The organism is Streptomyces sp. NPDC043427, from assembly GCF_056436655.1.
In genome coordinates, this window is record NZ_JBWKCC010000004.1 from 57,341 (window position 1) to 79,031 (window position 21,691).

Sequence of the window (21,691 nt, forward strand, 5' to 3'; positions counted from 1 at the left end):
GAACTCACTCAGCGCCGCCCTGTCGCAACACGTACCCCACACCCCGCACCGTGTGCACGAGCCGAGGCTCGCCGCCCGCCTCCGTCTTGCGGCGCAGGTACATGACGTACACGTCGAGGGAGTTGGAGGAGGGCTCGAAGTCGAAGCCCCAGACCGCCTTCAGGATCTGCTCTCGGGTGAGGACCTGGCGCGGGTGCGCCATGAACATCTCCAGGAGCGTGAACTCGGTGCGGGTCAGTTCCACCGGGCGCCCGCCGCGCGTGACCTCCCGTGTCGCGATGTCCATGCGCAGGTCGGCGAAGGTGAGGGCGTCGTCCTCCTCGACCGCGTCCGCCACGGCCGCCGCATAGGAGCTGCGGCGCAGCAACGCGCGGACGCGGGCGAAGAGTTCGTCGAGTTCGAAGGGCTTGACCAGGTAGTCGTCGGCGCCCGCGTCGAGGCCGGTGACGCGGTCGCCGACCGTGTCGCGGGCGGTCAGCATGAGGATCGGGGTCGTGTCGCCGGCGCCGCGGATGCGGCGGGCGGCGGTCAGGCCGTCCATGCGGGGCATCTGGATGTCGAGGACGACCAGGTCGGGGCGGTAGGCCGTGGCCTTCTCCAGGGCGTCGGCGCCGTCGACCGCGACCTCCGTGTCGTAGCCCTCGAAGGCGAGGCTGCGCTGGAGTGCTTCGCGCACCGCCGGCTCGTCGTCGACGATCAGGATGCGCTGGGGGTCACGGTCGCCTTCGGCGGGGCTCATGGGCTCGGGATCCTCGGGTGCGGTGGGACGACAGGGGCGGGCGGAACGCTTTCAGCCTCGCATGTTTCCCGGTGGGAACGTGGGGGGAGAAGGGCTCAGCCGCGGGCCGGCGTACGGCGGCGGCCGCGGGCGGTCGCCCGGTGGGCCTTCGTCGTAGGGGGCGTGACCTCCGGCGCCCGGCCCACCGGCGCGTGCAGTGCGCACGCCACGCCGAGGGCCAGGCCGAGATCGGCCGTGCCGGCGCCGGTCACCGGATGCGAAACCTGCTTGATCATGACGTACTCCCTGACTCGGTGCTCGTCGCTCGTGGGGACGGCTCAGTCGTCGGAGCCGCCGGCCCGCAGACCGGCCAGGTCGGCTTTGACCGTGTCGACCGGGATGGCGAAGCCGAGGCCCACGCTGCCCGCGTCCGAGGAGGAGGACGAAGCGGCCGAGTACATCGCGGAGTTGATGCCGATGATGTTGCCGTTCATGTCGATCAGCGCGCCGCCTGAGTTGCCCGGGTTCAAGGACGCGTCCGTCTGGATCGCCTTGTACGTCGTCGTGGACGAACCGGTGTCGCCGTTGAACTGCTGACCGCCGAACTCGAACGGCCACCCCCCGCCCTGCTCCTGCTGTTGCTGCTGCCGGCCCTCGTCCGTGGAGACGGTCACGTCCCGGTTCAGGGCGGAGACGATGCCGCTGGTGACGGTGCCGGTCAGGCCCTCGGGGGAGCCGATCGCCACCACCGTGTCGCCTACGTCCACGCCGGAGGAGTCGCCGAGGCTCGCCGCCTTCAGACCGGAGGCGTTCTCCAGCTTGATCAGCGCCAGGTCCTTCTTGCTGTCGGTGCCGACGACGTTCGCGGTGTACGTCTTGCCGTCACTGGTCCGCACCTTGATCGACGAGGCGCCGGAGACGACGTGGTTGTTGGTGACGATCTCGCCGTTGCTCGTGATGATCACACCGGATCCGGTGGACTCACCGGCGTTCGAGTTCGCGTTGATCTCGACGATGCTCGGGCTGACGGCGGCGGCTATCGCCGCGATGTCGCCCTTCTTGCTGGAGGGCACCACGTTGGTCGTGGTGCTGCTCGCGGTGGCCTGGTCCTTGCCGGTCAGCTCCTGGATGCCGTAGGCCGTGCCGCCGCCGATCGCCGCGGCGACGATCGCCACGGCGGCGAGCAGCGCGACCGGGCCACGGTTGCGCTTCCTCCTCGGTGCGGAAGCAGGCGCCGGTGCGGGTGCCTGGGCGACCGTCGGGTCGTACGGCGGCGGAGGCGGCCACTCCGGGTTCACCGGGGCGGAAGACACCTGCTGCTGGTCCTGGTACGGGTTCTCGTACTCGCCGCTGCGGCGGATGCTCTCGGTCATGGAACAGAGAGTCGCGCCCGACCATGAGAGCTTCCTGAGTCCTCCCTGAGAAGCCCGACAGAACCTCGTATGCCCGATATAAAGCCGCACCGGGAGCGCTCCCGGCGGGTCAGGGAAACGGGAGATGGCCGGGGAGTGAGATCACGGCCTGCGGCGAACGAAACCTTGCCGGCACTGCTGTGAAGGAGGTGTGCAAAGGGGCTGTTGGGGCGCAATCTTGCTTGGTTCTGCATCTCAGCCACCTCCCTCACCCCACTTCAGCCCACTTCAGCCTTTTTCAGGAGCCTTGAGTGATACGTGCCCTGCGCGGCCGCTGGAGACGCCCCGTCACGGCCCTCCCCGCGACCGCCCTCGCGCTCGCCCTGAGCTGTGCCAGCCTCCTCGCCGCCCAGCCCGCGACCGCGGCGGACGGACCGGCCGGACTGCCCGCGGCGGGTGTCGTCGCCCCGTCGGAGACCCCGCAGCCGACCGCCTCCACCAAGGAACTGCACGACCGCCTCATCGCGGCGGCGAAGTCCCAGGCGACCCCGGCGACCAAGCCGGCGAAGACGCCGTTCATCATCGGCGGCGGCGAGACGACGATCTCGAGCGCCCCGTGGATGGTCCAGCTCGCCTACTACGACGACACCACCGGCGACGGCTACTTCTGCGGCGGCACCCTCGTCGCCCCCAACAAGGTCCTCACCGCCGCCCACTGCGTCGCGGGCCTCGACTGGGCCAAGAACGGCTCCGTCCTGGCCGGCACCACCGACCTCGACGACACGAGTTCGGGCGACCTCGCCGGCGTCTGGCGCCAGTGGACCCACCCGCACTTCAACGGCGACACCCTCCAGAACGACATCGCGGTCCTCACCCTCGACCGCCCGCTGGAGCAGCCCTGGCTGCGCCTGGCCGCCTCCAACGACAGCACGCTGTACAAGGCGGGCACCAGCGCCAAGGTCTACGGCTGGGGCCTGACCTCCGGCGCCGACGGCGCCGACCTGTCGGCCAAGCTGCGCACCGCGACCCTTCCGATGGTCGCCGACTCCACCTGCAACAGCGCGATGCGGTCCGTCCTCGGCGAGGACGACTTCGTCGAGGGCTCGATGATCTGCGCGGGCACCCCCGCCACCGGCACCGACGAGGGCACCAACAGTCCCTGCAACGGTGACTCCGGAGGTCCGCTGGTCGCCGGCGGCAAGATCGTCGGCATCGTCTCCTGGGGTGTCTCCGGCTGCACCGCCAAGGGTGCCTACCCGGTCTTCACCAAGGTCTCCTCGTACACCTGGGCCGCCCAGCCCCGCATCGACGACACCGACCTGTCCTTCGACGGCCGCGCCGACATCCTCGCCCGTACGCCCTCCGGCGGCCTCTTCGAGCAGGACAGCAAGGGCACCTCGCTCGCCCAGCGCGCCTTCCAGGGCAGCGGCTACGAGACCATCAGCTGGGGTCTGCAGGCCGACCTGGACCGTGACTTCTTCCAGGACCTGATCGTCCGCGACAAGACCGACGGCAAGCTGTACCGCAGCTACCTGGACCACGCCTCCGACGAGTACACCTGGATGCAGATCAGCTCCGTCTGGGGCGGCTACAAGTCGTACGCCATCCCGGGCGACCTGACCGGCGACGCCCGACCCGACCTGGTCGCCGTCGACTCCGACGGCTCGGTCTACCTCTACCCCGGCAAGGGCAACGGCCAGTTCTACGCCAAGGTCAAGATCGTCGACCGCGCCTGGAAGGGCGTGCGGATCTTCGGCCACGGCGACCTCTCCGGCGACGGCAAGGCCGACCTCCTGGTCCGCAACAGCTCGGGCGTCCTCTACCTCTACCGGGGCACCCAGCAGCAGAACACCCCGTTCTCCGCCCGGGTCCAGGCCCGTACCGGCTTCACCTTCACGTCCTACGTGGCCAACGGTGACGTGACGGGCGACGGTATCGCCGACCTCATCACCCGCGATTCGTCCGGCAACCTCTGGCTCTACCCCGGCACTAACAAGACGTCGAGCAGCCTGTTCGGCTCACGCATCAAGCTGGGCACGGGCTTCAACCAGTACAACCTGCTGTTCTGAGAGCCGCGTTGGGCCGGTCTCGCAGAGATGCGGGGCCGGTCCGGCCTACTGGCAGCCGCAGGACGTGCGAACAACCAACCGCGACGGAAACACCTTCAACCTCTCCCGCCGCGACCCCGCGACCCGCACCCCGTCATCCAGCACGAGATCAACCGCGGCCCGCGCCATCGCCGACCGATCCGACGCCACAGTGGTGAGCGGCGGATCCGCCAACGCCGCCTCCTTGATGTCGTCGAACCCGGCCACGCCCAGCTCCCCCGGCACATCGATCCGCAGCTCGCGAGCCGCCCGCAGCAACCCGATCGCCTGGTCGTCCGTGGAGCAGAAGACCGCCGGCGGCCGCTGCGGCCCGGAGAGGACCTCCAGCGCGACCCGGTACGCGTCGTACCGGTTGTACGGCGCCTCGAACAGCCGCCCCTCCGTCGATATCCCCGCCTCGGCCATCGCCCGCCGCCAGCCCTCGACGTGGTCGGAGACGGGGTCGCCGACCGAGGGGGTCTCCGCGGTACCGCCCATACAGGCGACGTAGTCGTAGCCGTGCTCCAGCAGATGCCGTACGGCGAGCTGTGCGCCCCCCAGGTCGTCGGTGACGACGGCGACGTCGTCGATGGCCTCGGGCCGCTCGTGCAGGAGGACGACCCGGGCGTCCCACGCCTCGATCTCCGCGGCGGCGAGGTCGTTCAGCGCGTGGCTGACGAGGATGAGTCCGGAGACGCGCATGCCGAGGAACGCCCGCAGATAGTGGACCTCGCGCTCGCTGACGTAGTCGGTGTTGCCGACGAGCACCATCTTCCCGCGTTCGGAGGCGGCCTGCTCGACCGCGTGCGCCATCTCCCCGAAGAAGGGCTGGCGGGCGTCCGGGATGATCAGGCCTATGAGGTCGGTGCGCCGGGACGCCATCGCCTGGGCGACCCGGTCGGGCCGGTATCCCAGTTCCTTGATCGCGGCGAGGACACGCTCGCGCGTGGCCGGGGCGACCGGCCGGGGTCCGTTGTTGATGACATAGCTGACAACGGCGGTGGAAGTTCCCGCCAGCCGCGCCACATCATCCCGAGTCACCTTGGCCACGCGCGGAGTCTACGCGGATGGATCCGCTCTGGGCAGGGCGTCATGCCCCCGCGCTGCACGAGGACAAGGCCCTGGCCGCGCGTCCGCTATGCCTCCGCCCTGGCCTCCGTTGCGTCCAGAGCGGCCGAATCGTCCGTATTCTCCGGCTTTGCCTGGTCTGCCTTGCCCTTGGCCTCGTCGGTGGTCCGCTCGGCCTTCTCCGGCGTAACGAATCGATAACCGACGTTCCGGACGGTTCCGATCAGCGACTCGTGCTCGGGGCCGAGCTTCGCGCGCAGCCTTCGTACGTGCACGTCGACCGTCCGGGTGCCGCCGAAGTAGTCGTAGCCCCACACCTCCTGCAGCAGCTGCGCCCGCGTGAAGACGCGGCCCGGGTGCTGTGCGAGGTACTTCAGCAGCTCGAACTCCTTGAAGGTGAGGTCGAGGACGCGGCCCTTGAGCTTGGCCGAGTAGGTCGCCTCGTCGACCGACAGGTCGCCGTTGCGGATCTCCATAGGGGAGTCGTCGTTGACGATCTGCTGCCGGCCCATGGCCAGACGCAGCCGCGCCTCGACCTCAGCGGGACCGGCGGTGTCGAGCAGGACGTCGTCGATGCCCCAGTCGGCGGTGACGGCGGCGAGGCCGCCCTCGGTGACGACGAGGACGAGCGGGCAGCCAGGGCCGGTCGAACGCAGCAGCTGGCACAGGCTGCGAACCTGGGGAAGGTCGCGGCGACCGTCGACCAGGATGACGTCGGCGCCGGGGGTGTCGACGAGGGCGGGGCCCTCCGCCGGAGCGACCCGCACGTTGTGCAGGAGCAGGCCGAGTGCGGGAAGCACCTCCGTCGACGGCTGGAGGGCATTGGTCAGGAGCAGCAGAGAACTCATACGTCTGGTTCCTCCTCGGTCCCTGCGAGGACGTTTGTTGGTACAGCACCGCTCTGCGATCCCGAAGGCCCGTACACCTGCGGTTTCCCGCGTCGTATACAACGCTTCCGAAAGCACAAAAGGACCCGGGGGCTACGCTGCCCGAGTCCTCTGTCCAGCAGAATAGCCCACATGAGCACTGGTCGGGCAGGTCATGTGGCGCGATCCATCCCTCGTCCGAATGACGAGACACCCAGATGTGTGCCTTTGCGGACGTTTCTGCGCACGGTCGACGGCGTTCCGATCCATTCCGTATACGACCCGGGTGCGGCCGTATACGACGCCCGGCGGCCACCTTCCGTTGACCCGGTGTTCGTGATCGCACACGGATTCACCGGCGCGGTGGACCGCCCGCACATTCGACGGGTGGCGCGGGCCTTCGGCCGGCACGGAGCCGTCGTCACCTTCTCCTTCCGCGGGCACGGGGCGTCGGGCGGACGCTCGACCGTCGGCGACCGCGAGGTGTACGACCTGGCGGCCGCGGTGCGCTGGGCCCGCGAACTCGGGCACACGCGCGTGGTCACCGTCGGCTTCTCCATGGGCGGCTCCGTGGTGCTGCGGCACGCGGCGCTGCACAGTTCGGACGGCACAGCGGCCGACGCCGACGACATGGCCCGTACGGACGCGGTGGTCTCCGTCAGCGCGCCGGCCCGCTGGTACTACCGGGGCACCGCCCCCATGCGGCGGCTGCACTGGCTGGTGACCCGCCCCGAGGGCCGTCTGGTGGGCCGCTACGGGTTCGGTACGCGCATCCACCACCGGGAGTGGGACCCGGTCCCGCTCTCCCCTGTGGAGGCCGTCCCGCGCATCGCGCCGACCCCGCTGCTCATCGTGCACGGCCTGCAGGACGGCTACTTCCCCGTCGATCACCCCCGGATGCTCGCGGCCGCCGCCGGTGACCACGGGGAACTCTGGCTGGAACCCGGCATGGGCCACGCCGAACACGCGGCGGACGACCGGCTGCTGGCCCGCATCGGGGACTGGGCGGCGGCGCGGGCGGGCTAGCCTGACCGTGTACACCGCCGAGTCTGATTGAGGAAACCGATGGCAAAGGTCACGGTGCGCTACTGGGCCGCCGCCAAGGCCGCCGCCGGCGTCGCCGAGGAGCCGTACGACGCGGCCACGCTCGCCGAGGCGCTGGACGCGGTGCGCGAGCGGCACCCGGGTGAGCTGACCCGCGTGCTGCGGCGATGCTCGTTCCTCCTCGACGGCGATCCCGTGGGCACGCGCGGGCATGAGACGGTACGGCTGGCCGAGGGCGGCACGGTTGAGGTGCTCCCGCCGTTCGCAGGAGGGTGAGCAGTGAGCAACCAGCCGTATGAGGGGGCTCCGTACGACGGGGCTCCGTACGAGGAGGGGTACGACCCCTACGCGCAGCAACAGCAGCAGGGGTGGGCTCAGCAGCAGGCGTACCCACAGGAGCCGTACCAGCAGGAGCCGTACCCGCAGCAGTACCCGCAGCCCTACGAGGACCCGCAGCAGTACACGCAGCAGTGGCAGGGGCAGACCTGGGAGACGCAGGTGCACGCGCCTGTGACCGCGCCGCAGGGATACGAGCCCCCCGCTTACGCGGAGCCCGGCGCTGCGGGCCCTGCCCACCCGTCCGGCCCCAGCGGGACGACTGCCCAAGGCGGCGGCGACGTGTCGGCCGGTGGCGAAGCTCCCTCCTACGGCCCCGCCACCGTCGCCGGAAACTCCCGCCTCACCGACGCCCAGCGCGCCCGCCAAGAAGGGCGCTCCCCGATCATCGAGCCGGGCATGCAGCCCGCCGCCCTCACCGCGCTGCTCGGGCTGCTGCTCTCCGGTGCCGCGGCGATCGGGTCGTACGGCCTGGTCGTACCCCTCGTCCTGCTCCAGGCCGTCACCGCGGCGGGCTGGTTCCGGCTGAACGGGATGTGGCCCGCCCGGCAGGGCATCGCGCTGGCGTTCCTGGGGGCGCTGGTGTCGGACGTGGCGCTGCTCGTGGCGGGCCGGGACAACGCGCCGGCCGCGATCCTCGGCACGCTCGGCGTGTGGGTGCTGCTCTGTCTCGTCCTCCAGCTGCGCTCGCACGCGGACCCGGACGAGCGGATGTACGGCCTGATGGCGACCGTGACGTCCTCGGCGCTGGCCATCGTCGCGACGGGATACCTCGCGTCGGAGCCGGACGCGGTCACGGTCGGCGCGGCCGCGGTGGCGGTCGCCGTACTGGCCCGTGCGCTGCCGCTGCCGACCCCCGCCTCCGTGGTCGTCTCGCTGCTGGCCGCGGCCGGTGCCGGGATCGCGGTGGGCGGGCTGACGGACCTGGGGACGCAGGGCGCCCTGCTGGGCGCGGGAACGGCGGTCTGCGCGCTGATCGGGCACCGGGTCGCGAGCTACGACTACCCGTCGCGGTTCGTGCACTTCACGGCGGGCGTGGCCCTGCCGCTGTCCGCCGCCGCGCCGGTTGTGTGGGTGCTGGGGCGGGCGCTCGGCTGACCTGTGTACGTGTCACAGGTGATCGACAAAAGCCCTGTGGCCCCGCGACCCAGGGTTACCGTGGGCTGTCGTCGTCACGGACAGCCAAGTGGGGGAACACGGCATGCGCGCGCTGCGGACACTTCTGATCACCGTCATCGTTCTGGGCGTGCTGTTCGTGATCGTCGACCGGGTCGCGGTGCACTTCGCCGAGGGTGAGGCTGCGGACCAGCTGAAGTCGAGCGAGAACCTGGCGTCCACGCCGGACGTGTCCATAGGCGGCTTCCCCTTCCTCACCCAGGTCGCCGACGGTGAGCTCGACGAGGTCGAGGTCGGCATCAAGGACTACGAGGCGCCCACGGGCACCGGCGGCAAGACCATCCGGATCGACGACATGAAGGCCGAGATGAAGGGCGTCACCTTCTCCGGCGACTACAGCTCCGCGACCGCCGCCTCCGCGACGGGGACCGCGACCATCGCGTACGACGAGCTGCTCAAGGCGGCCAAGTCGGAGCCGACGCGGGTCGGGCCCGCGGTGAGCGCGCAGGTGGTGGGCCTGTCCGACGGCGGCAACGGGAAGATCAAGGTCCAGATCGACGCGACCGTCCTCGGTGTGAAGCTGCCCAAGCCGGTCTCCGTGCTCAGCTCGGTCACGGTCGAGGGCGACACCGTGCGGGTGCGTGCCGACTCGCTGCCCGACCTCGGGATCGACCTCGCGGAGAGCGCGATCCGCTCGATCACCGACTTCCAGCAGACCATCGAGCAGCTGCCGGGCGGCATCCGGCTGGACAAGGTGCAGGCTGTGCAGGACGGTGTGGAGATCACGGTGAAGGGTTCGAACGTCAGGCTCGCCGGGTAGGACGGCGTTCGGTGAAGGCCATGTGTCCGACCAGCGAGACGCCGGTGTCCGCTCCGTAGATCGAGTGGGTCAACCGTGGAACGCGGGCGCCCGGGAACCGTGCGGGACATGGTCGGGCGCCTTCTGTTCTCACATCCTGGACGATCGCATCTCATAATGCGACACACCGGTGACATGCCAGCCTCTCCCTCCCTACGATCGACAACCATGAAGCGACAGGCGGATCTCACGAAGCGGCGGGCAGTAGACCTGTGCCGCGTCGCCGCCATGCTCTGTCGCCCCTTCTGAGTGGAAGCGCCGACTTCCGCATCCCCCACTGCCCTGAAGAGGGCATATGTGTGCTGCCCCAACCCGTGCGGCACCTCACTTGCACGCCCCGCCGCAACTGCCCCGGAGGAGAAACAGCATGAGCCGCAGCGACGTCCTGGTAGACGCCGACTGGGTCCAGGAGCACCTGGACGACCCGAGCATCGCCATCGTCGAGGTGGATGAGGACACGTCGGCGTACGAGAAGAACCACATCCGGAACGCCATCCGGATCGACTGGACCCAGGACCTCCAGGACCCGGTCCGTCGTGACTTCATCGACCAGGAGGGCTTCGAGAAGCTCCTGTCGGCGAAGGGCATCGCCAACGACACGCTGGTGGTCCTGTACGGCGGCAACAACAACTGGTTCGCGTCCTACGCCTACTGGTACTTCAAGCTGTACGGCCACGAGAACGTCAAGCTGCTCGACGGTGGCCGCAAGAAGTGGGAGCTGGACGCCCGCGAGCTGGTCGAGGACGTGCCCGAGCGCGCCACGACCGACTACAAGGCCAAGCCGCAGGACAAGTCCATCCGCGCCTTCCGTGACGACGTCGTCGCCGCGATCGGCTCGCAGAACCTGGTCGACGTCCGTTCGCCCGACGAGTTCTCCGGCAAGCTGCTCGCTCCCGCGCACCTGCCGCAGGAGCAGTCGCAGCGTCCGGGTCACGTCCCGAGCGCCCGCAACATCCCGTGGTCGAAGAACGCCAACGACGACGGCACCTTCAAGTCGGACGACGAGCTCAAGGAGCTCTACGCCGAGGAGCAGGTGGACCTGGCCAAGGACACCATCGCCTACTGCCGCATCGGTGAGCGCTCCGCGCTGACCTGGTTCGTCCTGCACGAGCTGCTCGGTGTGCAGAACGTCAAGAACTACGACGGTTCCTGGACCGAGTACGGCAGCCTCGTCGGCGTGCCGATCGAGCTCGGCGCCAACAAGTAAGCGAAGAAGCAAACCCATCCCGACCGGCCTTCCTTCCGGTCAGACCCCTCTGGAGAAAGACATGTGTGGAGCGAAGGCCGGCGGCCCCGACGCCTCGACGATCAAGCCCGGTGAGACCACGATCCAGGGTCAGGTGACCCGCGACGGCGAGCCGGTGACGGGCTACGTCCGTCTGCTGGACTCGACCGGCGAGTTCACCGCGGAGGTCCCCACCTCCGCCACGGGCCAGTTCCGGTTCTACGCGGCCGAGGGCACCTGGACCGTACGCGCCCTCGTCCCCGGCGCCACCGCCGACCGCACGGTCGTCGCCCAGAAGGGCGGCCTCGCGGAGGTCGCGATCGCGGTCTGAGCAACCTCAGCACCGTAAGGAGGGCCGCACCCCCCGGGTTGGACGCCTGGGGTGCGGCCCTTCGGCATGCACGCGCCTTCGGACCTACCCTGAACCTATGTACGCACGGCGACGACACATGTACTTCGCCATGATGGGGACCTGCATCGGTCTCTTCGTCCTGGCCTGGGGAGTCGTACGCCTCTGGTCGGTTCCGGCGGCGGTGGGGATGTGTGTGGTGGCCATGGTCATCCCGCCCGTGGCGGCGATGGTGGCCAACCGGCGCGGCCCCGAGGACCGCTGGTGGGACGACCCTTCGGGGGACCCGAAGTCCGACGAGTGGTGGGACGAGCTGGACGGCAAGAAACGCCCCCGCCCGTAGCGGCCGTGTCTCAGGAGCCGTACTCAGGACCCGTGTCTCAGTAGACGAGCGCCTGCGTCTCGTCCCCGAGTGCCTCCTGCACGAACACCTGCGCACCCGCGATCCGTACGCCCTCGATGACGTCCTTCTCCGTGATCTCCCGCCGGGCCGCGCACTGCGTGCACAGCGTGACCCGCCCGCCGGCCAGCAGCGAGTCCAGCAGATCGGGCAGCGGCGCGGCATGCGGCAACTCGAACTCCGCGGCCCGCCCCGGCAACGCGAACCACGCGGACTCCCCGGTCAGCCACAGCGACACCTCCACCCCACTGGCCACAGCCACCGCCGCCACCGTGAACGCCTGCGAGCAGCGCTCAGGAGCATCGACCCCGGCAGTCACCTTGATCACGAGCTTCTTCGCCATGCCCGCATCGTAAGCCCGGCACCGGGAGGGCCCACCTCACAAGGAGAGCCCGACCCCGGCCGCGTAAGCTGGGGCCCGGCTCTGTCGTATGACCACCCTCGCTCAAGGAGCACCCGTGGAGATCTTCTTCGAAACCCTGCTGGTCCTGGTCTGCGTCGGCGTTCTCGCCTTCGCGGGACTGACCGTGAAGAAGCTTTACCAGGGCCAGCGCTGACCACGTCGTCTAGGAACTTCCCCTCATGATCGAGATCCCGTCCGACCTGCACAAGGACCTCGTCCCGCTCGCCTTCCTGCTCGGCAACTGGGCCGGCGCGGGCGTGCACGACTTCCCCGGCTCGCAGAAGTGCAACTTCGGGCAGGAAGTCAGCTTCAGCCACGACGGCCGGGACTTCCTGGAGTACCACTCCCGCACCTGGGTCCTGGACAACGACGGCAACAAGGTGCGGCCGCTGGAGACGGAGTCCGGCTTCTGGCGCATCGTCGAGGCCCGCAAGGTCGAGGTCACCATGACCCGCGACGACGGCGTCATCGAGATCTGGTACGGCGAGCTGGCCGACAAGAAGCCGCAGATCGACCTGGTCACGGACGCCGTCGCCCGCACGGCCGCCTCCCAGCCCTACAGCGGCGGCAAGCGGCTGTACGGCTACGTCAAGAGCGACCTGATGTGGGTCGGCGAGAAGCAGACCCCCGAGGTCGAGCTGCGCCCCTACATGTCGGCCCAGCTGAAGAAGGTCGTCACCCCGGAGGAGGTCGAGCGCTGGGCCAAGGCCCTGCCGGACGACATGCCGGACGACGGCATCGCTTTCTTCAAGTAGGCGCCCCTCCACGGCTTCAGGGCCCCGTCAATTCTGCGGGGCCCTAACACGCTCGCCCGCACCAGCGCCGGCTCCGCGCAGGAGAGCCGAGCGGCGTTCGACCATGCCCTGGTGCGGTGGCGGGCAGCGCACGCGCGCGAGGGCGGTGCGTTCTTCACTCCGCCCTCCGTGAGCCGGGTCATGGCCGGGGCGCTGGCCACCGTTCGGCCCGGGGCGGCGCGGGTGCACGATCCGTACGGCCGTACCGGAGAACTGCTCGTCGCCTACCTCGATGCGGTCGCCGCGCACGGTGACAGCGCGCTGCCCCGCATCAGCGGCCGGGTGCCCGAGGGCCTGGAACGGCAGGTCGCGCAGATGAACCTGCGGGTGCACCACGGCCGTGCCGTGCGGCTCGGCGAAGGACCGTTCACCCCAGCGCTCGACCCTTTCGCCGATCCCCTCGGCGCCTTCGACGTGCTGTTGACCAACCCGCCCTTCGGCCGTCGCCTGGAGGACGTGGCCCCGCCGCCGTACTGGTCCTACGGCGCTACCCGCCGGACCGAGTTCGACTGGCTCCAGTACGCCGTCTCGCGGCTCGCTCCCGAGGGCAGGGCAGCCGTGCTGATGCCGGCAGGGGCCGCTTTCAACGCCGGTGCCGCTGAGACCGTGCGGGCCGGGCTGGTCGAGGCCGGGGCCGTGGAGTGCGTGATCGCGCTGCCCGCGGGGCTCTTCACACTCACCGCTGTCAAGACGCAGATCTGGTTCCTGCGCGCGCCCGGCTCCGAGGAGGCGACGGACGTCGAGGTGCTCTTCGTGGCGGGTGAGCACCTCGGACACCACGTCACCCGGACTCAGCGGTCCCTGTCCGACGACGACATCGCGCGGCTGGTGGGGGAGTACGTGTCCTGGCATACGGCCCGTGCGGAGGGGCGCTCCTTCGCGGGCACCCCCGGCCTGAGCCGGGCCGTACCGGTGCCGGACGTGGCGGAACAAGACCACAGCCTGGACCCCTCGCGGTATCTCCGGGCGCCCGGACAGGCCTCGGCCGCCGGTGCGGCCGGCCCGGCCGAGACCCGGGACCGGCTGGCGAGGTTGAGCGAGGACATCGCGACCCTGCAGGCGCGAGCGGAGGCGGCCGACGCCGAAGCGGCCCGGTGGCTCAGGAGGTACGGACTGTGACGACGACCGACGCACTCGAGCCGCGGGGCGGCTGGTCGCGTCGCCCCCTGCGGGAACTGTGCGCGTCCATCCAGGCCGGGCCGGGCCAACGCGGCCAGGACAGGAGCCGTACGCAGGCGGACGGCGGAACCCCAGTTGTCCTGCCCCGCGACCTGCGAGGTCAGCGGATCGTCACTGAGGAAACCGCGGTCGTGCCCGCTGTCCCCCGGGACCGGGCGCGGACGCTGGTGAAGTACCAGCTGGCCGCAGGGGACATCCTCCTCACCCGGACCGGCACCGTGGGCCGCTGCGCACTGGTCACCGAGGAACACGCGGGCTGGCTGTTCCACCCCAACCTGGTACGGCTGAGGCTGTCCGAGGCGGGGCCGGTCGGGGCTGCGTATCTCGCTGCCTATGTGAGTGCGACCGCCGCACAGGACTGGATCAGGACCCGGGCGGCCGGTGCGGTCATCCCGTCACTGAGCATCCGCACTCTGGGTGAGCTGCCCGTGCTCTTGCCCCCGGCCGCCGAGCAGGCGGCGATCGGAGCCACGCTCGCCGCCCTCGACGACAAGATCCAGGCGCACGCCGATATCGCCGCAGCGACCCGTGCCTACCGCAGCACGCTTGCCGACGCCCTGATGAACGGCGTCCTGTCGGACGAGCCATGACCTGGCCGCCCCGTCCTAGACTGGGCGTGTGGTGAGCACCGACTGGAAGAGCGACCTCAGGCAGCGTGGCTACCGGCTGACGCCGCAGCGTCAGCTTGTTCTCGAGGCTGTGGACACCCTGGAGCACGCGACCCCCGACGACATCCTCGTGGAAGTGAGGAAGACGGCGTCGGGGGTCAACATTTCCACCGTGTACCGGACCCTGGAACTCCTGGAGGAGCTGGGTCTGGTCAGTCACGCGCATCTCGGGCACGGGGCGCCGACGTACCACCTCGCCGACCGGCATCACCACATCCACCTGGTGTGCCGGGACTGCCAGAACGTCATCGAGGCGGACGTGAAGGTGGCCGCCGAGTTCACGGCCAAGCTGCGGGAGACGTTCGGCTTCGACACCGACATGAAGCACTTCGCGATCTTCGGCCGGTGCAAGGACTGCTCTCTGAAGAGTTCAACTACCGAGTCGTAGGCTTACGTATATGAAGAGCCCCCTGCTGTCCCTGCCCGGCGCCGTCCCCGCCGAGGGCGTGGACGAAGGCGTAGCCGCCCACTACGGCGACCTGTTCCGCGAACAGCGCGCCCTCGCCGACGGCACCGGCTTCGTCGACCTCTCGCACCGCGGCGTCCTCTCCGTCTCCGGCGACGACCGGCTCAGCTGGCTGCACCTGCTGCTCACCCAGCACGTCAGTGAGCTGCCCGTCGGCGAGGCCACCGAGGCCCTGATCCTCTCCGCGCACGGCCACATCGAGCACGCGCTCTACCTCGTCGACGACGGCGAGACCGTCTGGGCCCACGTGGAGCCCGGCACCCAGGACGCGCTGATCGCGTACCTGGAGTCGATGAAGTTCTTCTACCGCGTCGAAGTCGCCGACCGCACGGACGAGTTCGCGGTCGTGCACCTGCCGGCCGGCTCCATCGCCGAGGTGCCGGAAGGCGTCGTCGTGCGCGAGACGCCGTACGGGCGTGATCTGTTCCTGCCGCGCGCCGACCTGGAGGCGTACGCCGAGAAGGCCGGCCCCGCGGCCGGGATCCTCGCCTACGAGGCGCTGCGCGTCGAGCACCACCGCCCGCGCCTCGGCTTCGAGACCGACCACCGCACCATCCCGCACGAGCTGGGCTGGATCGGCTCGGCGGTGCATCTGCAGAAGGGCTGCTACCGCGGCCAGGAGACGGTCGCCCGCGTCCACAACCTGGGCAAGCCCCCGCGCCGGCTCGTCTTCCTGCACCTCGACGGCAGCGAGGTCCACCTGCCGACGCGCGGCACCGAGCTCCGGCTCGCGGACGACGGCCCGGACGGCCGGAAGATCGGCTTCATCACGACCTCCGTACGCCACCACGAGCTCGGCCCGGTCGCCCTCGCGCTGGTCAAGCGCAACGTACCGGTGGACGCGCCCCTGGTCGCCGACACCACGGCCGCCGCACAGGAGGTCGTGGTCGCGCCCTAGACCTCGACCAGGACCGTGAACGGGCCGTCGTTCGTCAGGGACACCCGCATGTGTGCGCCGAAGCGGCCCGTCTCCACCGTCGCGCCCAGGGCGCGCAGCTGGGCGACGACCTCGTCCACGAGGGGCTCGGCGACCGAGCCCGGGGCGGCCGCGTTCCAGGTGGGGCGGCGGCCCTTGCGGGCGTCGCCGTAAAGGGTGAACTGGCTGATCACGAGGAGCGGGGCGTCGATGTCGCTGCACGACTTCTCGTCGTGCAGCACCCGCACCGACCACAGCTTGCGGGCGAGCTGGGCCGCCTTCTCCTCGGTGTCCTCGTGGGTGACCCCGACCAGGACGCACAGCCCCTCGCCGATGATCTCCCCGACCGTCTCGCCGTCCACGACGACGCTCGCGCCGTCCACCCTCTGCACCACTGCACGCATAGGACCATCATGCCGGGTGACGAACCGCGGTCCGCGTTTGGTCCGGACCAGGCATCTTTTTGATCCTTAAGCCCCTATCTGCGGCCGTTCGGGGGCACTCGGTCACATAGGGGCCACTTGGGGTGGCACGATGCTGGCACACGCCGGTCGAGGGGACGGTAGAGGCACATGAGCACACCGAGTACCGGGCAGCCGTCCGGGGCTGTCTCGTTGACCCGTGAGGGAGACCGGGACAGCCCCCGACCGCCCACGCAGCGCACCGACAGCCCGCTGCTGCCCGTGAATCCGCCCGAACACGACCTGACCGTGCTGAGCCTGCCCGAGCTGCGCACCCTGCGCTGGGACGCCCAGCGCGACGAGGCCGATCTGAGCTACGTACGGCGGCTGTTGCAGGGCCGGATCGACATCCTGCGGGCGGAGCTGGCGCGGCGCGGTCCCGCGTCGGTCGTGGCGTCGGGGGAGTCGTCCGTCGTGGAGCGGCTGCCGGAGATCCTCACGGACGCCCCGGCCCGCCACCGTTCCTCGGCCCGCCACGTCACGCTGGGCACGCCGCACAACGAGGAGTACCGGCGGCTGGCCGCGGACATGCTCGGCGAGGTCGAGCTCTCCGACCTGGGCGCGCGCACGGACCTCGAGCTGAACACCGCGATGGGCCGGCTCGTCCGCTACGAGCAGCAGGTCTCCCGGCGCAGGCAGCGGTTGCAGCGCACGGCCGACGACTGCAGCGCCGAGATCACCCGCCGCTACCGCGACGGTGAGGCCCAGGTGGACGACCTGCTGGTGTGAGAGCCCGCCGACGCGCGGGAGGGGGCGGGGCGCCGGTCGGGGCCCGGGGAAAACCTCACGACACCCTGACCACCGTCCCCCTACCGTGGGCCCATGACCCCCCGCGCCGACATCGACGTACGTCCCATCACCGAGGCGGAGCTCCCCGAGTGGCTCCGCGCCATCAACGCCGGCTTCCTGCGGGAGCCCGTCACCTCAGCGGCCGAACTCGAAGGCCGGCGCGCCCAGTTCGTGGCCGGCCGCTATCTCGGCGCCTTCGAGGGCAGCCGCTGCGTAGCGACCTTCAAGTCCTTCGCCCAGGAGCTCACGGCCGTGGGCGGCACGACCGTTCCCGCGAACGCCGTCACGGGCGTCTCGGTCACCGCGACGCACCGCCGCCGCGGCCTGCTCACCCGCATGATGAGCCAGGACCTGGCGGCGGCGAAGGAGCGCGAGGACGTGGTCGCCACGCTCATCGCCGCCGAGTACCCGATCTACGGCCGTTACGGCTTCGGTCCCGCCACGTCGACGAGCGAGTGGACGATCGAAGTGCCGCGGTCCGGCCTCGACCCGCGGTGGGCCGGTCCTGAGGACGGCGGCCGGATCGACCTCGTGGACGGCGAGGACGTCCGCAAGCTGGGCCCCGGCCTGCACGAGCGGATACGCAGGGCGCAGCCTGGCGCCGTCAGCCGCGACGAGATGTGGTGGCGGGTGAACACCGGTGACGTGCCCTTCGAGCCCTCGTGGACCGAGCCCTTCTACGCCGTCCACCGCTCGCCGGACGGCGAGGTGCAGGGTCTGCTGTCGTACCGCTGCGACGACCACTGGGCCGACGGCAAGCTGCAGCCGGCGAACACGGCGAGCGTGCGGTGGCTGATCGCGGCGAGCCCGGCCGCCGAGCGTGCGCTGTGGCACTACCTGTGCTCGATCGACTGGGTCGTGAAGGTGAAGTCGGGCTGGCGGGCCCCCGACGACCTGCTCCCGCTCTACCTGCCGGACCCCAGGGCGGCCAGGATGACCTGCCAGGCGGACTGGCTGTGGGTGCGGCTCCTGGACGTCGTACGGGCCCTTGAGGCGCGTTCGTACGACGGTGAGGGCTCGCTGGTGCTGGAGGTCGCCGACGGGGCCGGGCTGGCCGGGGGCCGCTACCTGCTGGAGGCGTCGGCGGCCGGGGCGTCCTGCACGCGGACCACGCGCGGTGCCGACCTCGCCCTCGACGTGCGGGAGTTGGCGGCGCTGTGGCTGGGCGACGAGTCGGCGGTGCGGCTCGCGGCGCTCGGCAGGGTGCGGGAAGAACGAGCGGGCGCCGCCCGGTCGGCCGACGCCCTGCTGCGTACGTCCAGGCGGCCTTGGTGCCCGGACCTGTTCTGAGCTCCTCCCGACGGACGGTGGGGACGGTGGGGAAGTACTGCATCCGTAGCTGTGCTCTGGTGAGCTGTATGGAGTTGTCGGTGTGGAGTTGTCGGTGTGAAGTTGTGGCTGTGCCCTGCCCTGTGGAGTTGTGACTGTGCTGGATGGCCGGGCTCCCGGCTCCCCTCCGGAGGGGAGCCCGGTCCTCCAAGTTTGACCATGTCGTTGGAGTTGGCGACCAACTTCACTGTACTTATCTCCGCTTGGAAGCGTCTCATAACCACCTTCCCATGAACTGCCGAAAGATGGCGGGAAGTTGTAGTGTTTGGTTGTGGACCCGGAACATGCCCCCGTCAATGGACGGAAGAGGCCACAACGGCCACAGAAGTCACCCCACGAAGTGGCCGAGGAGCTGCGCACGCGGATCAGGTCCGGCGTGCTGCGGCCGGGCGAGCGCATGCCCACCCAGGCCAGGCTGGCCGACGAGTTCGGGGTCGAGCGCGGAGCCGTACGCCAGGCCCTGCGCATCCTCCAGGCGGAGCACCTGCTCACCAACGTTTCGAAGGGCAGCCCGGCCACCGTCGCCCCGGACCTGGGGCACGCCCGCGCCCTGGCCGGTCCGGCCGCCCCGCCGCTGCCCACCACCGTGGCCCTCACCCCGCGCATAGCCGAAGCGTTCGCGGCCACCCACGTCGAGATCGACGCCCTCTGTCTGACCTCCATCTCCCTCACGCTCGCCCTCGGCGAGGCGCTGCGCCGCATCCACGCGGGGGAGCTGAAACCGGCCAAGATCGACGTCCGGGTCCTGCTGCCCAGCCGGGACATCGTTCTCGCCTTCCCGACGCTCGTGGACGCCGCCACCGAGCACAACCGGCTGCAGCACCGCTGGTTGGCCCAGCGCAACGCCCAGGGGCAGGTGCTGCGGCACAACCTGCTGGCGCTGCGCGCGACGCACGGCATCGACGTGCGGGTCACCTTTCGCGCGGTGCCCTTCACCCCGCCGGTGAAGCTGTATCTGCTCAACGGCTCCGAGGCGCTCTTCGCGTACTACACGCTCGCGCGGCGCGAGCAGGAGATCGACCACGAGCAGTTGGAGATGTACGACGCCGAGGGCACCCGGTCGATGCTGTTCGCCTTCGCCCAGAGTGCCGGGCTGCGTGACACGACGTTCGTGGAGCAGTCCCGCCTGTGGTTCAACGCGCTCTGGGAGACGATCAGTTCGGAGCTGGTGCTCACGAGCTGATCGTCCCCCACGGCGGCTGACCCGGGTGACTCGCCCTCCTCACAGGGCGGGTCCCGCGACCAGGAGGGCGAGCACGACCGCCCCGACGGAGCTCACGGCCGGGCTCTTGGCCTTGATGCCGACGGTGAGCAGCATCAGGCCGATGAAGCCGGCGGCGCCGTACTTCACCTGGATGGCCTGTTCGAAGCCGACGATGAAGACGGCGGAGAGAATGGCGAGGGCAGGCATGATGGTTCCCCCTTAGGTGCTCCCGGGCGTTGTCGAGATGTCGAGACGGAGGCAAAACTTCCGCCAACTTCATCAAGTTGGCAGCCAACTCTGTATAGGTTGTCCCCACTTGGCAGCTACCTATAAACAACTTTTAAACAACTCCCCATAGATGGATCAGGGTTGTAGCGTTTGGTCGTGACTCAGGAGAACGTGGCAGTGAACGGCAGCAGAAGAGTTTCGCCGCAGGAGATCGCCGACGTGCTCCGCGAACGGATCCGAGTCGGAGAACTCAAGGCGGGGGACCGCCTGCCCACCCAGGCCGAACTCGCCGAGGAGTTCGGCGTGGAGCGCGGCACGGTTCGCCAGGCCCTGCGGGCACTTCAGGACGACGGCCTGCTCAGCAACGTCAGCAAGGGCAGCCCGCCGCGCATCGCGGAACCGGCGCCGGCCCTTGCCCGCGAGGAGCCCCGGCCGACGATGGTGGGACTCGCGCCGCGGCTGACCGAGACCTTCTCGGCGAAGCAGGTGCGCATCGACGTCGTCTGTCACACGGCGGAGACCCTGATGCTGGCGCTCGGTGAGTCGCTCCGGTTGATCCACGAGGGCCGGATCCGCCCCGAGACGATCAACGTGCGCATCCTGGTGCCGTCCCGTGACATCAACCTCGCCTTCCCCGTCTCGGTGGAGGGTGACGGAGTCGGCGACCCGGTCCACCAGCGCTGGCTGTCGATGCGCAACGCCCAGGGCCAGGTCCTGAGCCACAACCTGCTGGCCCTGCGCTCCACGCACGGCATCGATGTCCATGTCGCCTTCCGCGCACTGCCGTTCACCCCACCGGTCAAGTTGTACCTGCTCAACGGGGAGGAGGCGCTGATCGGCTACTACACCCTCACCCGGCGGGAGGAGGAGTGGGGCAGCCAGACCCTCGACATGTACGACGCCCTCGGCTCCAAGTCCCTGCTCTTCTCCTTCGTGAAACGAACGGGTCAACGCGACGCCGCGTTCGTCAAGGAATCCCAGAAGTGGTTCGACGCCCTCTGGGAAACCATCACCTCGGACGTAACACTCTCCTAGTGACCTCTGAGACGACGCAGACTGAACAGGCGGCCGAAGGACCTGAGAAGGACACGGAGAACCTCCGGGAATTGATCACCCGTGCCCGTGTCGTGCTGTGGGACTTCGACGGGCCGATCTGCCGGCTCTTCGCAGGACACTCGGCGGAACACGTGGCGGACGAATTGACGGAGTCGTTGGAGGGGCGCGGACTGCGCGGGTTGTTGACGGATGCCGAACGGCGGAGCCTGGATCCACACGTCGTCCTGCGCGCCGTCGACCGCCGGCGTCCCGGCAGTGACCTGGCGGTGGAGCTGGAGGAACGTCTCACTCAGGAGGAGCTGCGGGCGGCGGAGTCGGCCATGCCCACGGCCTACGCTGACGTTCTGATACAGACCTGGACCGCGGCGGGCGTCCGGTTGGCGATCGCCACGAACAACTCCGCGCGGGCCGTGCTCAAGTATCTGGCGAGCCGTCGGCTGGTCCAGTGCTTCGGCCAACACATCTACGGCCGGACGCAGGACCTGCACCTGCTCAAGCCGGACCCGGACACCCTCAACCGGGCCCTGCAGGCGCTGCGTACCCCACCGTCCGCCGCGCTGTTCATCGGCGATACCCCCTCGGATGTCCAGGCCGCGAGCAAGGCCGGCGTGGCCTTCGTCGGCTATGCGCGTAACGAGCGGAAGGCGACGCTGCTCAAAGAGGCAGGGGCGGAGCACGTAGTGGGCTCTCTGAGTCCCCTGCTGGAGGTGGTCCGGGGGCGAGCCCTGAAGGACGCCGAACGCGTTGTTGCAAGCATTCCGAGAGAGAGCCATTAGCC

Annotated in this window: 26 protein-coding genes; 18 read left to right on the forward strand and 8 right to left on the reverse strand. The window is 69.9% G+C overall.

What is annotated here, in order from left to right:
- Positions 1-4 precede the first annotated feature (4 nt).
- The 3 genes from AC067M_RS09870 to AC067M_RS09880 all read right to left on the reverse strand — a co-directional run bounded on the left by AC067M_RS09870 (position 5) and on the right by AC067M_RS09880 (position 2,091).
- Complete coding sequence (locus tag AC067M_RS09870) at positions 5-739, reverse strand: response regulator transcription factor (protein WP_478696498.1); 735 nt, start codon at positions 737-739, stop codon at positions 5-7.
- 95 nt (positions 740-834) lie between these two features.
- Positions 835-1,014, reverse strand: a complete 180-nt coding sequence (locus AC067M_RS09875; protein WP_478696499.1) for a hypothetical protein — start codon at positions 1,012-1,014, stop codon at positions 835-837.
- A gap of 42 nt (positions 1,015-1,056) precedes the next feature.
- Positions 1,057-2,091: a S1C family serine protease gene (locus AC067M_RS09880; RefSeq protein WP_478696500.1), complete on the reverse strand. Its 1,035-nt coding sequence runs from the start codon at positions 2,089-2,091 to the stop codon at positions 1,057-1,059.
- A 290-nt stretch (positions 2,092-2,381) separates the two neighbouring features.
- On the opposite strand from AC067M_RS09880, the gene AC067M_RS09885 reads away from it, so the two are divergent.
- Positions 2,382-4,139, forward strand: a complete 1,758-nt coding sequence (locus tag AC067M_RS09885) for a trypsin-like serine protease (RefSeq protein WP_478696501.1) — start codon at positions 2,382-2,384, stop codon at positions 4,137-4,139.
- Between the two features lie 45 nt (positions 4,140-4,184).
- Here the strand turns inward: AC067M_RS09885 and AC067M_RS09890 are convergent, their stop codons facing one another.
- Entirely contained in the window at positions 4,185-5,207 is a 1,023-nt protein-coding gene (locus tag AC067M_RS09890; protein ID WP_478696502.1) for a LacI family DNA-binding transcriptional regulator, read from the reverse strand.
- Between the two features lie 86 nt (positions 5,208-5,293).
- Positions 5,294-6,073, reverse strand: coding sequence for a winged helix-turn-helix transcriptional regulator (locus AC067M_RS09895; protein ID WP_478696503.1), 780 nt, complete (start codon positions 6,071-6,073; stop codon positions 5,294-5,296).
- A gap of 171 nt (positions 6,074-6,244) precedes the next feature.
- On the opposite strand from AC067M_RS09895, the gene AC067M_RS09900 reads away from it, so the two are divergent.
- The 7 genes from AC067M_RS09900 to AC067M_RS09930 all read left to right on the forward strand — a co-directional run bounded on the left by AC067M_RS09900 (position 6,245) and on the right by AC067M_RS09930 (position 11,363).
- Positions 6,245-7,117 (forward strand): alpha/beta hydrolase, encoded by an 873-nt coding sequence (locus tag AC067M_RS09900; protein ID WP_478696504.1) that lies wholly within the window; start codon positions 6,245-6,247, stop codon positions 7,115-7,117.
- 39 nt (positions 7,118-7,156) lie between these two features.
- Positions 7,157-7,411, forward strand: a complete 255-nt coding sequence (locus AC067M_RS09905; RefSeq protein ID WP_478696505.1) for a MoaD/ThiS family protein — start codon at positions 7,157-7,159, stop codon at positions 7,409-7,411.
- A 3-nt stretch (positions 7,412-7,414) separates the two neighbouring features.
- A complete protein-coding gene (locus AC067M_RS09910) occupies positions 7,415-8,569 on the forward strand; it encodes a hypothetical protein (protein ID WP_478696506.1) in 1,155 nt (384 codons plus the stop codon).
- 103 nt (positions 8,570-8,672) lie between these two features.
- On the forward strand, positions 8,673-9,407 hold the full coding sequence (locus AC067M_RS09915; RefSeq protein ID WP_478696507.1) for an LmeA family phospholipid-binding protein: 735 nt from the start codon (positions 8,673-8,675) through the stop codon (positions 9,405-9,407).
- Between the two features lie 406 nt (positions 9,408-9,813).
- Positions 9,814-10,653 carry a sulfurtransferase gene (locus AC067M_RS09920; RefSeq protein WP_478696508.1) on the forward strand — a complete coding sequence of 280 codons (840 nt, stop codon included), beginning with the start codon at positions 9,814-9,816 and terminating at the stop codon, positions 10,651-10,653.
- Positions 10,654-10,714: 61 nt separating this feature from the next.
- On the forward strand, positions 10,715-11,002 hold the full coding sequence (locus AC067M_RS09925) for a DUF1416 domain-containing protein (RefSeq protein WP_028421436.1): 288 nt from the start codon (positions 10,715-10,717) through the stop codon (positions 11,000-11,002).
- Between the two features lie 97 nt (positions 11,003-11,099).
- On the forward strand, positions 11,100-11,363 hold the full coding sequence (locus AC067M_RS09930) for a DUF3099 domain-containing protein (RefSeq protein ID WP_478696509.1): 264 nt from the start codon (positions 11,100-11,102) through the stop codon (positions 11,361-11,363).
- Positions 11,364-11,400: 37 nt separating this feature from the next.
- On the opposite strand, the gene AC067M_RS09935 is transcribed toward AC067M_RS09930, so the two are convergent.
- Positions 11,401-11,763, reverse strand: coding sequence for a DsrE family protein (locus AC067M_RS09935; protein ID WP_478696510.1), 363 nt, complete (start codon positions 11,761-11,763; stop codon positions 11,401-11,403).
- 239 nt (positions 11,764-12,002) lie between these two features.
- Between AC067M_RS09935 and AC067M_RS09940 the strand changes: the two genes are divergently transcribed.
- The 5 genes from AC067M_RS09940 to ygfZ all read left to right on the forward strand — a co-directional run bounded on the left by AC067M_RS09940 (position 12,003) and on the right by ygfZ (position 15,828).
- Complete coding sequence (locus tag AC067M_RS09940) at positions 12,003-12,578, forward strand: heme-binding beta-barrel domain-containing protein (RefSeq protein ID WP_478696511.1); 576 nt, start codon at positions 12,003-12,005, stop codon at positions 12,576-12,578.
- 111 nt (positions 12,579-12,689) lie between these two features.
- Positions 12,690-13,736: an N-6 DNA methylase gene (locus AC067M_RS09945; RefSeq protein WP_478696512.1), complete on the forward strand. Its 1,047-nt coding sequence runs from the start codon at positions 12,690-12,692 to the stop codon at positions 13,734-13,736.
- On the forward strand, positions 13,733-14,386 hold the full coding sequence (locus tag AC067M_RS09950) for a restriction endonuclease subunit S (protein WP_478696513.1): 654 nt from the start codon (positions 13,733-13,735) through the stop codon (positions 14,384-14,386). Before AC067M_RS09945 ends, AC067M_RS09950 begins: the two co-directional genes overlap by 4 nt.
- Positions 14,387-14,414: 28 nt before the next feature.
- Positions 14,415-14,852: a Fur family transcriptional regulator gene (locus AC067M_RS09955; RefSeq protein ID WP_478696514.1), complete on the forward strand. Its 438-nt coding sequence runs from the start codon at positions 14,415-14,417 to the stop codon at positions 14,850-14,852.
- A gap of 10 nt (positions 14,853-14,862) precedes the next feature.
- On the forward strand, positions 14,863-15,828 hold the full coding sequence (ygfZ, locus tag AC067M_RS09960; protein WP_478696515.1) for a CAF17-like 4Fe-4S cluster assembly/insertion protein YgfZ: 966 nt from the start codon (positions 14,863-14,865) through the stop codon (positions 15,826-15,828).
- Here ygfZ and dtd read toward each other — a convergent pair.
- Positions 15,825-16,250, reverse strand: coding sequence for a D-aminoacyl-tRNA deacylase (gene dtd / locus AC067M_RS09965; RefSeq protein ID WP_478696516.1), 426 nt, complete (start codon positions 16,248-16,250; stop codon positions 15,825-15,827). The genes ygfZ and dtd overlap by 4 nt on opposite strands.
- 168 nt (positions 16,251-16,418) lie before the next feature.
- On the opposite strand from dtd, the gene AC067M_RS09970 reads away from it, so the two are divergent.
- The 3 genes from AC067M_RS09970 (at position 16,419) to AC067M_RS09980 (ending at position 19,608) form a co-directional block, all read left to right on the forward strand.
- The gene (locus tag AC067M_RS09970) at positions 16,419-17,036 is read left to right on the forward strand and encodes an RsiG family protein (protein WP_478696517.1); all 618 of its coding nucleotides are present in this window, start codon (positions 16,419-16,421) and stop codon (positions 17,034-17,036) included.
- A 93-nt stretch (positions 17,037-17,129) separates the two neighbouring features.
- Positions 17,130-18,386: a GNAT family N-acetyltransferase gene (locus AC067M_RS09975; RefSeq protein ID WP_478696518.1), complete on the forward strand. Its 1,257-nt coding sequence runs from the start codon at positions 17,130-17,132 to the stop codon at positions 18,384-18,386.
- Between the two features lie 304 nt (positions 18,387-18,690).
- Positions 18,691-19,608 carry a winged helix-turn-helix domain-containing protein gene (locus AC067M_RS09980; RefSeq protein WP_478696519.1) on the forward strand — a complete coding sequence of 306 codons (918 nt, stop codon included), beginning with the start codon at positions 18,691-18,693 and terminating at the stop codon, positions 19,606-19,608.
- Positions 19,609-19,647: 39 nt separating this feature from the next.
- On the opposite strand, the gene AC067M_RS09985 is transcribed toward AC067M_RS09980, so the two are convergent.
- Positions 19,648-19,836 (reverse strand): hypothetical protein, encoded by a 189-nt coding sequence (locus AC067M_RS09985; RefSeq protein WP_393622362.1) that lies wholly within the window; start codon positions 19,834-19,836, stop codon positions 19,648-19,650.
- 171 nt (positions 19,837-20,007) lie between these two features.
- On the opposite strand from AC067M_RS09985, the gene AC067M_RS09990 reads away from it, so the two are divergent.
- Both AC067M_RS09990 and AC067M_RS09995 read left to right on the forward strand, forming a co-directional pair.
- Positions 20,008-20,892, forward strand: a complete 885-nt coding sequence (locus AC067M_RS09990; RefSeq protein WP_478696520.1) for a GntR family transcriptional regulator — start codon at positions 20,008-20,010, stop codon at positions 20,890-20,892.
- A complete protein-coding gene (locus AC067M_RS09995) occupies positions 20,892-21,689 on the forward strand; it encodes an HAD family hydrolase (RefSeq protein ID WP_478696521.1) in 798 nt (265 codons plus the stop codon). Before AC067M_RS09990 ends, AC067M_RS09995 begins: the two co-directional genes overlap by 1 nt.
- Positions 21,690-21,691: the final 2 nt, after the last annotated feature.